Source organism: Bacillus sp. AFS002410 (genome assembly GCF_002556365.1).
Lineage (GTDB): Bacteria > Bacillota > Bacilli > Bacillales > Bacillaceae_G > Gottfriedia.
In genome coordinates this window covers 1-13,098 of sequence record NZ_NUEU01000087.1, presented here as the reverse complement: position 1 = coordinate 13,098, position 13,098 = coordinate 1, and the positions used below count along the sequence as shown (strand labels likewise).

Annotated in this window: 4 protein-coding genes; all 4 read left to right on the top strand. The window is 36.1% G+C overall.

The genetic code is table 11. The features are described 5' to 3' along the window. The first annotated feature begins 144 nt into the window (after window positions 1–144). The 4 genes from CN692_RS22015 (at window position 145) to CN692_RS27070 (ending at window position 13,030) form a co-directional block, all read left to right on the top strand. Window positions 145–4,308: a S8 family serine peptidase gene (locus tag CN692_RS22015; RefSeq protein WP_098121273.1), complete on the top strand. Its 4,164-nt coding sequence runs from the start codon at window positions 145–147 to the stop codon at window positions 4,306–4,308. 40 nt (window positions 4,309–4,348) lie between these two features. After that, window positions 4,349–4,615, top strand: coding sequence for an AroM family protein (locus CN692_RS22010; RefSeq protein ID WP_306659838.1), 267 nt, complete (start codon window positions 4,349–4,351; stop codon window positions 4,613–4,615). A gap of 453 nt (window positions 4,616–5,068) precedes the next feature. After that, window positions 5,069–9,211 carry a S8 family serine peptidase gene (locus tag CN692_RS22005; protein WP_098121271.1) on the top strand — a complete coding sequence of 1,381 codons (4,143 nt, stop codon included), beginning with the start codon at window positions 5,069–5,071 and terminating at the stop codon, window positions 9,209–9,211. A 300-nt stretch (window positions 9,212–9,511) separates the two neighbouring features. Continuing rightward, window positions 9,512–13,030: a S8 family serine peptidase gene (locus CN692_RS27070; RefSeq protein ID WP_098121270.1), complete on the top strand. Its 3,519-nt coding sequence runs from the start codon at window positions 9,512–9,514 to the stop codon at window positions 13,028–13,030. Window positions 13,031–13,098 lie beyond the last annotated feature (68 nt).

The window sequence follows — 13,098 nt, the reverse complement described above, 5'->3', positions numbered from 1 at the left end:
AAACAGAAGCCTGAGAAAGTAGCTCAATTTTGATACCCATTCGTTTTTGAAAAAATCGATTTGTTAGGTGATTGGAATTTTTTAAACACGTTATTATAGGCACGATTTTAGTTTTAGCAAACATTAATAATCAGGGGGAAAGTTATGAAAACAGGAAAACTTAAACATATTTTTACTGGTACTGTCATTACTAGTTTGCTATTTTCCACAGGTGTTCATTATAAGGCTATTGCAGAAGTTAAAAATCACAATAATCAAAATGGTGTAGAAAAGATGTTGTTAAACTTAACAGATGAACAAAGAAAGGCATTAAATGAACTTGATGTTTCACCAGGGTTCGTTATTTCGCCAAATATAAACCAAAAGAGTTCAGAATTAGTTAAAGTAATCGTTGAGTTTAACCAAGCACCTGCAAAGGTAGAAGTTTTAAAGCAAGCATTGAAAGGGAAAAAGATGTCTCTTTCTAACGCAAAAGATAAACAAGAAAGCGATCATGATAAATTTAACGATGAGTGGAAAAATATAAAAAGTCAGAATGAGCGAAAAGCAACGAAAATGGGAGAGGCCAAAATCACGAGAGAATATCATAATGCATTTAATGGAGTAGCTATGACACTGCCTGGAATAGCTGTACAACAGTTACTTAGCACAGGAGTTGTCAAACGAATTTGGCAGGATACCGAGGTTAAGCTTGATCTTCCAAAAGAAGCTGCTGAAATGCAGACTTCTGGTCCAACAAAAGTAGATGATAGCCTTCCACAAATCGGTGCGGACAAGCTTCATGAAGAGAACATTACTGGAAAAGGCGTTAAAGTAGGCGTTATTGATACTGGTATTGATTATAACCATCCAGATTTAAAAGGTATTTTTAAAGGCGGATATGATTTTGTTGATAATGATGCAGACCCGATGGAGACAACCTACAAAGATTGGAAGGCTTCCGGACAGCCTGAAATCGGTCCATCTGGTACTAGCTATTATACAGAGCACGGAACGCACGTTTCTGGATCGATTGGAGCACAAAAGAAAAACAACTCTCCATCCGCTGTTATGGGGGTAGCACCTGATGTTGATCTTTATGTGTACCGAGTATTGGGACCATATGGGTCTGGATCGAATGACGCAGTTATGGCAGGTATCGATAAAGCTGTACAAGATGGAATGGATGTCATCAACTTATCTTTAGGATCAAGCCAAAACGACCCGCTAAGTCCGACATCGATTGCGATTAACAATGCGATGCTCTCAGGAGTTGTTGCATGCGTTGCGGCAGGAAACGCAGGCCCTGAGGAGAAAACACTTGGAGCCCCAGGAGCAGCCGCTTTAGCGGTAACAGTTGGAGCGAGTGATGTGTCGCTAACAATTCCAACATATAATGCAAGTGCAGGGGATCAAAAGTTTACAAATATGCAACTGTTAGCAGAAAATTACACAGATAAATTAGAAGACCTTAAAAATACAACTTTATCGATTGTTGATGTAGGCTTAGGAGCAAAAAGCGACTATACAAATAAAGATGTAGCGGGTAAAGTAGCTCTCATTCAACGTGGCACATATACTTTTGATGAAAAAGTGCAAAATGCAAAAGCAGCAGGTGCAAAAGCAGTGGTTGTATATAACAATGTTGATGGGAATATAGATGCCTATATTGGTGAAGGAACAAATTATATTCCGTCGTTCCGTATATCGAAAGCTGACGGTGAACGTCTAAAAGGGCAAAAAGAAATTACGTTCGAAACATTAGGTAGCGTTAAATCAGAAGGAGATCACTTAGCTGACTTTAGTTCAAGAGGTCCAGCAGAAGGCACTGATGACATTAAACCAGATGTTGTGGGACCAGGTGAATCAATCTTTTCTACCCTTCCTGTATATATGAATAATAAACAGGATGATGGGAATTACGATATGGCATATGGCCGTCTTTCAGGAACATCAATGGCTACTCCTCACGTTGCTGGGGCTGCAGCCTTAATCTTGCAAGCACACCCTGATTATACACCGTTTGAAGTAAAAGAAGCCTTAATGAATACAGCTGATAAAATGAATGGCAATTATTCTGTCAATGAAGTTGGAGCAGGTAGAATTGATGTGTATGAGGCAGTGCATTCAGATATTTTACTGAAGGTTATGGACAAAACGACAAATGAACAAGATGGCAAATTAGTCGAAATTGATGAAGAAACCGGTTCAATCGCTTTCGGTACTCACTATACAGGGGACGCTAAGCAAACTGAAGATAGTCGAAAAGTTGTGATTGAAAATCATAATAAACAAGAGCTAAAGAATTTCAACATTAGTGTTGAGTTATTGCCTGCTATGGGTATAATTCAAGATGCTACTAAAAATGGAGTACAAGTGAAAGTGCCAAGTACATTATCTGTAGAAGCAGGAAAGTCTGCAGAAATTAATCCAACTATTTCTATACCTAATACTGCGGCACTTGGAAGGTACGAAGGATATATTCATTTTGTTAATTCAAAGAATAAAGAAGAAAACTATCAAATCCCATTTTCAATTAATGTAAGAGATAAAGGGTTTGATTATATGAATTTGTCAAGACCAATGCTTACGAATGATGTGAAAAATGCACATCCGTTTACGACTCCATTTGTATCTGTATACTTTAGATTGGGAAGCCCACTAAAAACGATCGATGTGTTAGTGAAAGATGGGAAAACAGGAGAACCGATAGGACTTGTTGGAACCTTTGGTGCAGGTGAGGTAAAGGCAGGAATTGATTATTACGTGAATGCTCTATTTACAGGTGAAGTATACCCGTTCACGAATGATAAAAAACGACCAATTTCTGATGAAAAGGTGAAACTCCCAGAAGGTGATTACACCTTTGAAATGCTTGGTCATGATGAGTTTGGAAAACCGTATAGTAAGGATGCTATTGTGATGATTGACAATACACCTCCAAAAGTAGAAGTATCCATGAAACCAGGTTTTTACGAAGTGAATGATTCGATGTTTACAACAGAACCAGGATATGATGGCCCTGCTGTATGGATACATGGAAATGTATATAATTCGGCTGTTGATACGCTTAAGCAGAAAGGTATGAATATCGATCAATCTTCTAATGGGGCAGCATGGTGGGAATACAGCTTATATAATTACGCTTTCCTTTCAATTGATAAGGAAGGTAACTTTAGATTCCCTGCAACTAAGACTAACCTTGACCAAATAGGTTTTATAGATTCTAATTTATTGGTTTTTGATAATGCAACGGCAGCTGAAGGAGATCCATCACCAATTAAGCGTTACATGTTCATAAAAGAAGGTACAGAGTATGGAATGCCAAGCTACGACAAAGAAAAGGTCCGACTTGGTGACGAAATTACGATGTCGATGAATTTAAACAATATTAAGCAACTTGCTTCTGGCGAATATACCGTGAATTTTTATAAAGATTTTCTTCAGTTTCAAAATGTCAAAATCAACGATGCGTTTAAAAAATATGCTAAAGAAAAAGGTGTAAAAGTTAATTTAACAGAACCAGTAGTCGGTACAGCACTAGGTTCAGGGACCGTCAAAGTAGGAGCTTCAATCGATCAAACTGATTTAAAAATCGATAAAGACTTACCTTTCTTAGATGTCACGTTTAAGGTCACAAACGATAAAGTCTATGAGCCAGCGGCTACACCAATTGATGTATCTTCATTAAAATATAAGAAAACATCAGGTTCGAGTACTACATTAATTCGTGTATATAAAGACAAAACATTTACAATGTTACCTAAACAATCAATAGTGAGTGGAACTATTAAACCTGAAGCTTTCATGAAAAATGGACAAATAGATTCTACGATTGACTACTCTAAGCTTGGGGCTAAAGTCTACGCACAAGATGCAAATGGTAAAACCTATCAAGCATCAACTATTTCAAAGAGTGGATATTTTACGATAGAAAACCTTCCGTTATCAGACAAAGCGTATGACATTTATGTGAAGATTCCAGGTCACTTTGCGAGCAAAGTATCAAATACTAAACTCGTAAGAGACGTCAATGGTGATCTTGCCGGAGTACAAACGATAGTGGATATAGACAAAAACCGCGCTGGTGATGTGAATAAAGATGATGTCATTGACGTACTGGATGCTATTTACTTACAAGTTTATTGGGGAACAAATAAACGCGATGCTGATGTTAACTTTGATGGTATAGTTGATGAAAAAGATATGGAATTTGTAGAGAAAAACTATTTAAGGCAAAATACTTCAATTAATAATGAAGCAAAACCTAAAAAGAAATACAAAGCACAAACTTTAGAAAGCATTAAGAAAGACCTTGGAATTAACTAGTGTTAAAAAACAAAAATTTTAAATAAAGTTTAGATTTTTTTTGGCTCCGGTATTGCTCCGGAGTTTTTCTACATTCAAGTACAAACGAAGAAGTAAACTTTACTTAGCAAAAAAATTTTCTGTTTTTAAGAATGACTTGAAAAAATATGAAAAAGCAGCTAATGAACTGATGGATAAGGTGAATATTATTTTACTAGATTGTATGGCATATACAGAGCAGTCAAGTGAGCTAGTATCCAAATTAACAGGGCTCCCTGTTATCGTTTCTAATGCAATTATGACAAAACTAGTTTTAGAAATGATCTAATAGGATTCAGCCACATTCCACTCAGCATAAGTAATTTATGACATCAAAAATGAAGAAAACGCTATTCTTTCTTTAGATTTTTAAGAAGGAATAGCGTTTTTTAATGAACTATTAATAGGCTCAATTCTCTACAATGAGCACCAAGCACTCTTTAGTAGAAGTTTTTCGATAAATTACTACATTACTGATTTGATATCTAACAACTTAATTAAAATCCTTTTAGAATACGCCAATCTACTGTAATGACAGGGATTGGCGTTTGTTATTTCTATTAAGAATTTAACTAGTTTTATATAGATTTAAAAGAATTCTTGTTGAAATTTATCGATTAATATTTAGTATGTTGAATGAATTTGTCAAAATTTCAAATGAATCAATTCTTATTATAATGTGATTAGAATTTGGAAAATTCAAAATAACTAAACTTTTTAATTTCAGAGGGGAGACTACTCAATGAGGCAAGATGGAAATAATAAACGAAAAAATGCATTTAATGTAGTAATGAGTTTAGGTGTAATTCTAGGCGCAGTAACTCCATTAAACTATCATTCTGTTGTAAAAGCAGAATCGAATGTAAATTCACAGGAAGTTTTATCTAATCTAACTCAGGAGCAGCGATCTGCATTGAGAAACTTGCAGTTAAATGATAGCTCAGGGTTGAAGCTAGATCCAAATGTGAACTTAGATAGTGAAAAAGAAATTTCAGTTATCGTGGAATTCAAACAAAAGCCTGAAAAAGTTGCGCAGTTAGAAGCAGAAGTCAATGGTGAAAGTTTATCTGCAAGTAAGGCTAGAAGTTTAAGAGACGGTGACCAAGCAACGTTTCAACAAGATTTAAAAACGATTTTTAAAGAAGATATCCCCCCAAAAAAATCGTCATTTAAAGTTAGCCGTATCTATAAGAATGCCTTTAACGGAGTGGCTATGACGCTACCTGCAAACAAGGTCAAAAACTTGTTGGCTTCCGATGCTGTCAAAGCTGTATGGAGTGATAAGGAAGTGCAATTGGATCTGCCGAAACAAGAAAATACAACAAAACTGGATTCATCTGCTGTGAACATACCAGGAGGAAACTCATATCTTGGTGTTGATAAATTACATGAAGAAGGTTTTACAGGTAAGGGGATTAAAGTAGGTGTGATTGATACAGGGATTGACTACAATCATCCTGATTTAAAAGATGCCTATAAAGGTGGATATGATTTTGTAGATAATGATGCAGATCCGATGGAAACGACCTATACGGATTGGAAGAATTCTAAAAAAATCGAAGTTTCCAATGGGTCAACGTATTATACAGAACATGGGACACATGTTTCTGGTATTATTGCGGGTCAGGGTGTAAGTACTAGTGAATATTCGACGACTGGTGTCGCACCAGATGCTGACCTTTATGTGTATCGTGTACTTGGTCCTTATGGATCAGGTACAACTGACGCAATTCTATCTGGAATTGATAAGGCTGTCGCTGATGGGATGGATGTAATCAACTTATCATTAGGGGCTAGTATCAATGATCCACTATTCCCAACAAGTATGGCGGTTAATTATGCTGTATTAAGCGGCGTAACCGCTGTTGTAGCAGCAGGAAATTCCGGAAGTGATATGTATACTTTGGGATCACCTGGTGCAGCTGCGTTACCATTGTCAGTTGGTGCAAGCGATGTGCCGATAGAAATGGAAACGTTTACGGTATCAATGGGAGGAGAAAATTCAGTTCCAGCACATGTACGTTTAATGGCAAAAGCTTATTCAGATAATATACCGGGATTAAAGGGGAAATCGTTTCCGATTGTAGATGTAGGAGTTGGTAGCTCAAGCAACTATTCGGGAAAGGATGTAAAAGGAAAGTTTGTACTTGTCGCGCGAGGTTCAATTACTTTACAAGATAAAGTGAAGTATGCACAGCTAAAGGGAGCGGCTGGAATCTTGATGTATAATGACAATCTAGATGAAGGGCTTATTCCTTATTATCTTGGAGAAGGAACAACGAATATACCAACTTTTTCTATGTCAAACGCTGAAGGTTTGGCCCTACTAAAACAAATACAAGCAGGTAATGCATCCTTTACGTTTACAGAAATGGACAAAGGAAGTATAGAAGGAGACACATTAGCAGATTTCAGTTCTCGTGGACCATCTCGTATCAATTATGATATAAAGCCGGAGATTGTGGCACCAGGTGTTTCCATTATGTCAACAGTACCATCGTATATAAACAATAAAGATAACCAAAGCGACTACCAGTATGCTTATCAAAGATTGTCTGGGACTTCAATGGCATCACCTTACACTGCGGGAGTTGCAGCAGTTATGTTGCAAGCGAACCCGAATCTTCAGCCTGAAGATATAAAGTCGATCCTGATGAATACAGCTGATGACTTGAAAAAAACTTATAGTGTATTTGAAGTAGGAGCAGGCCGAATTGATCCATATAAAGCTGTACATACAGGGATGGAAATTGAAGTTATTGATAAAACACCGATTATTAGTGATGGTGAAGAAACATCTATTCAAGAAAAAACAGGCGGTATCAGTTTTGGTTCTTTTGGAGCTACAGGAAATGATCTTTTAGAGAGCCGTAAAATTGTCCTATCTAATTTGGAAAGTGAGAATAAAACCTTTGATGTAGCCGTAAAATTCCAAACTGGAGTAAGGGGTTCCAAGAATGCGGAACAAAACAATGTACATGTCATTACTAATTCAGAGATAAAGGTTAAAGGAAATAATCAAAAGCAGTCGAAGGTATCGATTTTTATTCCAAAAACTGCTGAAAATGGTACATATGAAGGATATGTAGTGTATACAAATAAAGCAAATCCAAATGAGACTTATAAGGTTCCATTTGCAATACGTGTTGTTGAAGAGGGAATGGGAGACTTGATTCTAGATAATCCTTCTATGTCTACGGCACCAAATGGAGTAAGTCAAATTTATCCAACAAGTTTATTGTTTGGTTTCAGTGTGAAGTCTCATATGAAAGTGTTAGATGCAGTGTTAGTGGATGGAAAAACAGGGAAAGACCTTGGATATATTGGTCAGATAGATGGAATGGCAGTCAATGAAAACGTAGACTATGGCTGGCTTGAATACGATGGATCATACATGCCATTTACAGGAAATAAAAATCAACCAATTTCTGATAAAATTGTCTTTGCGTCACAAGGATTTTACAAGCTTAAATTAATTGGAACAAATGATCATGGAAAAAAATTTACAACTCAAAAGGATTTCTTCGTGGATAACACAAATCCGGACTTCCAAACTAACGTCGATGATAAAAACGTAATCGAATACCCTGCAAGTCAAACTTCCTATCCAATTAAGGCAACGATTATTGATCATGAAGTAGCTGAAATGCAGGCTCTTGGTTTTGATATCGATCAATCTAAAAACAAGGTAGGATTCACTTATTCTGGTTTTACTGGTTTTCCTGACGCCATAAAGCAAGTAGATCATAATGGTCAGTTGGAATATAGCATACCACTTGATAATCGTAAAGATGTCATTACTGCATCTATAGACGGACTTGATGCAGCGAACAATAGGACGTATCGAAAAACAGTTTACTTCTTGAAAGATGGCACTGCTTATTATACAGCTGAGATGGACAAAGAGATAGTGAGACCAGGGGAAACGGTAAAGTATACAATAACTGGACAAAACTTGAAGAATTTTAAGCAAGTACAATTTAGACCGTATATTGATCCTAAACAAGTTGAAGTTGTAAAAGTAGATGTACGTCCAGAACTTTCCAAATATGGTTCAGTTGATGTAAAACATGAAACTAAACCAGTGAATGGTGGAATGTATTCAAGCGAAAATTATACATTGACTATGGATGGCACTCAGGAAGTGACAGGTGATATACCAATGGTTGATATATATCTAAAAGTAAAAGAAGAAAATCAGTCGGATTTAACTGGGTTTTTAAGTTTTGCTTCAACCTTGTATGACACAACAGGAAAATGGGTATCACCTCAACCTTTCTTTAAATACAACGGTATTAAGGTAGCCCAAAATAAATCAATTGTATCTGGGCAGGTAATTTCTCAAGGGTTATTAACTGAAACTAATGCATGGGATGCGGCATTAGATTATTCAAAAATAGGTGCAAAGGTAAAATTGGAAGATTCTAAAGGAATTGTAATCGAACAAAATTTAAATTCAAACAGTTCATATAATATTGGAAATATACCATTGACTGATAAGGGATATAATGTATCAATTGATGTTCCAGGGCATTTCACCTATTACGATACCGTCGATACAGCCACTAAAAAAGGAGATCTGTTAGCTGGATTAAATGCATTAGTTGCCGATGCGTATGTTATTGCAGGAGATGTAAACAAAGATAATGTTATTGATGTATTGGATGCAGAATATATTAGAACTTTTTGGGGAACAAACAAGCGCGCGGCAGATATTAATTACGATGGAATTGTAAACGGAAAAGATTTGAGGTTCATTCAATTAAACTATTTAAAACAAAATTCAACTTTGGAATTCTTACATCCGGGATCTTCACCAGATGCAAAGAAAAAATTTAAAGGGGATACTCTGGAATCTATTATGAGTGAGCTTGGTATGGATTAAAGTAGCTGTATTAATAAGACTGGTTTAATGAAAGCTAAATTAGTACTTAATGATGTTTCTCTTATCGTCAGGTTATCTATTACTCTTAATTTTTAACTCAGTTTAATAGGAATGAATAGCCTTTTCAGTCAGACTATAACCTTTATATAGAGAAGCTTAAATAGTAGCCTACAATTCACACTCAGAAAATAATGTGAATTTCCATTAGGTTATACCTACAAGATAAAGTTTTTAGAAATTTATAAACTTTATCTTGTAATTAATATATTTAATAGATTACGAGGGGAGAATACTAAGTTTATGAACAATAGAAAGAAAATTCCATTTAGAGTTATCACAGCAACGACATTAGCCGCAATGTTTTTAACGACACCAGGTTACGCACAAATTACAAAAGAAAGTCAACCTTCAAGTTCGAATGTTGACGAGATTGGGCAAGGTGGATTAAAAAGTTATTTAGACGATCTTAACAAAGAAGCGTCTAAGGATGCTGGCAATTCAGTCTATAAAAATATGAGCGAAAATAGTTCGAAAATATATGAACCTAATGAGAAAGTGCGTGTAATTGTTGAGGTACAAGAACCAGAACAAGCTACACAAACGAGAGCAAAGGTAAATAAAAAAACTTTAATGAAACAAAAGCAAGATGATGTTGTTTCTAATATGACAAAAAAGAAGTTGAATCCGAAAGTTAGACATCGCTTTTATGAAGGATTTAATGGATTCAGTATGGATACAGAATTCAAAAATGTGAAAGATTTACAGGCGATGCCAGGTGTTACAAATGTACATATCGCAAGAACTTATGAACAAACAATGAAAACGAGTAAAGAGTTAGTACAAGCACAAAGTGTATGGGAAAAATATGGTTATGAAGGTGAAGGATTAGTTGTCGGTGTAGTGGATTCGGGAATTGATTATACTCATAAAGATATGACTTTAACGGAAAAGGGAAAACAGAAAGAAAAATTGACAGAAAGTTCAATTCAAAGTAAATTTGCAGAAACTTCTGTAAATGAAAAGTGGTATAGTGACAAAGTTCCAACTGGTTATGATTGGGCTGATAATGATACAGATGTGATACCACGTGGTAAAAACGGAAATCCTCATGGTACACATGTTTCAGGTACTATTGGTGCAAATGGGGATGAAGAAAACGATGGTGTATTAGGGATCGCGCCAGGTGTACAGCTGTTAGCTGAAAAGGTATTCTCTGACACTGGTGGAGGAGCATATGAAGATGATATTATTGCAGGAATTGACCATGCTGTTGCAATGGGAGCAGATGTCATAAATATGAGTCTTGGAACTGATTCAGGATTCGTTGGTGAAGATAAAGATCCAATTCAAAAAGCAATACGTGAAGCGACAGAACACGGAACACTAGTCGTAGTTGCAGGTGGAAATGCAGCATATAGTACGAAGAATAATATCATTGCTTCTTCTACAAAACCGTATGCAGAAAATCCTGATATTGGGACTGTTGGAGAACCGGGTGTAAGTCCGTTTGCTTTGTCAGTAGCTTCCTACGAAAATACTAAAACCGAAATGAATACATTAGCGGAAGAAAATGGTTTAAAACTTCCATACCAAGACCAAACGCACTATAATTTTAAACTCTCTAGAGTACTGTCCCCAAATGAAAGTACTGAGCTAGTTTATGTAGGTGAAGGCTTTAAAGCGGAGCATTATGCTGGTAAAGATGTGAAAGGAAAAATTGTTGTGTTTAAACCTAATACGACTTATTCAACCTATGCGCCAATGCAAAATGCAGCAAAGACATATGGTGCAAAGGCCGTCATTATGGTTCCACCTACTCAAATGGCTGATTACCCATTCGTAAACTTTAATAGTAACGGGATTCCAGTAGCAACAACTAGTAAGGAAGCTGGGAATGCTTTAATTGCTAAGTTAAATAGTGGACAAATTGTCAAAATGAAATTAACAAAAGGAACTTGGTTGGATAACCCAGATCGAGACACGATGTCTTATTTTTCTTCTTATGGTGCTCCAACTACTTTAGACTTTAAGCCTGAAATTTCTGCTCCAGGTGGTAAAATATATTCGACTACTCCTGGAAATGAATATGAGGTTATGAGTGGAACTTCAATGGCGACTCCACACGTTGCAGGTGGTGCTGCATTAATTTTACAATCGATGTATGAAAAAGGACTTACTCATTCAGAAGATACAGCATTAAAGGCCAAAATTGCTTTAATGAATACGGCTAAAGTGGTAATGGATCCTAAAACGAATGATGAGGTCCCATATTCACCGCGTATTCAGGGATCTGGATTAATGCAAATCCAAAATGCAATTAAAACACCTGTTATTGTAACAAGAAAAAATACGCCGCTTGAGAAAGCAGGAGCAGTTGCATTAAAGGAGATTAAAAATGACAGAGCAATCTTCAATTTAAATGTAGAATCACTTCAAACTGAAAAAACGAAAGATGAATATGACTACACTGTTAATGTAGACTTATTAACAGATGGAATTGAAACGAAACACTTTGACTTTAATGGTGATGGGAATTTAGAATCAAAAGATTATTTATCATTAAAAAGTGATCGCATTGAAGGTGCAACAATCTATGTAAATGGTGAGAAAGTTACTGGTGCTGAAGGTCCAACATTAAAAATCAAAGCAGGCCAACAGAAAAATCTAAAGGTAGAGATTCGCCTACCAAGAACATTAAGAAATAATGAGTTTGTTGAAGGCTTTGTCCGTCTTGTACCAACAGGAAAAAATAGCGATTCAGCTGTTCCTTTAACAGTTCCTTATATGGGCTTTAATGGTGAGTGGGATTCACTTAATAATATAGATCCTGTAGCTTGGGATCGAAAAGATGCATTTTTAGGCTATACAGCACTTTGGGATGATGAGGGTGCTTCGGTTCCGATGGGGTATGATACGAAAACGGGTAAATTTAACATGAATGCAATCGCAACATCTCCAAATTCAATACTAAAAGGGGCATTCCCAACATTTACAGCATTTAGAAACTTAGCAAAAGCCGAAATGTATATTGAAGACAAAAAAGGAAAAATGATTAAATATCTTGGAGACTTTAGTGAATATAATGGTGGGAAGCCTTATCCGCTTCGTAAGAATATTCTTTCTGCAAGTGGGATGTACATGGGATATAACTGGGATGCGAAAGATCAAAACGGTAACACTGTAAGTGATGATAGGTATAACTTTGTCATCAAAACTACATTAGACTACCCAGGTGCGAAACCACAGAAAGTAAAGCTTCCGATTAATGTCGACTCAGTTGGACCAAAAGTATCGAATGTTCAAGTTAAACCAAAGGATGGTCAATATGAAATTTCTTTCGACGCAGTTGATAGTAGCTCAGGGTATAAGGGAGCGATTCTTTGGTATAATGGCATACAAAAATCTGTATCACCAGGAGAAACTTCTGTTTTAGTAAATGAAGAACCAAAAAGTGTTGTTGTGATGGGAATAGATAATGCAATGAATATAAGTTATAAAGTTTGGGGCGATCCTTCATATATTAAATACAGTATGCTTGTACCTGTATTTAGTGTAAGTCCAAATACAAATATTAGTGTAAGCAAACCAGCTCCAATAAACGGTTTTGCCCAAACACGTGTAAATTGGACAGTTTACGTAAAAGACGCGAGTGGGAACATAGTAGACAGTTTGCAAGTGAATAATGAACATGAACTTCATACTAAATGGACACCAGATACAAAATTACCTAGCGGAACCTATTATGTATCTGCTGATGCAGTTGATAAAGAAGGATTTAAAGTAACGACAAAGATAGTATCAGTTACTGTTGTTAAATAGTTTTAATAGAAGCCAATCTTCTCAAAAGAGGATTGGTTTTTTTGATTGAACTATCCTGAAAATTACTA

Bases quoted from the DNA above. Each gene is read 5' to 3' on its own strand.
- CN692_RS22015 (WP_098121273.1), top strand. From the start codon at position 145: ATGAAAACAGGAAAACTTAAACATATTTTTACTGGTACTGTCATTACT.
- CN692_RS22005 (WP_098121271.1), top strand. From the start codon at position 5,069: ATGAGGCAAGATGGAAATAATAAACGAAAAAATGCATTTAATGTAGTA.
- CN692_RS27070 (WP_098121270.1), top strand. From the start codon at position 9,512: ATGAACAATAGAAAGAAAATTCCATTTAGAGTTATCACAGCAACGACA.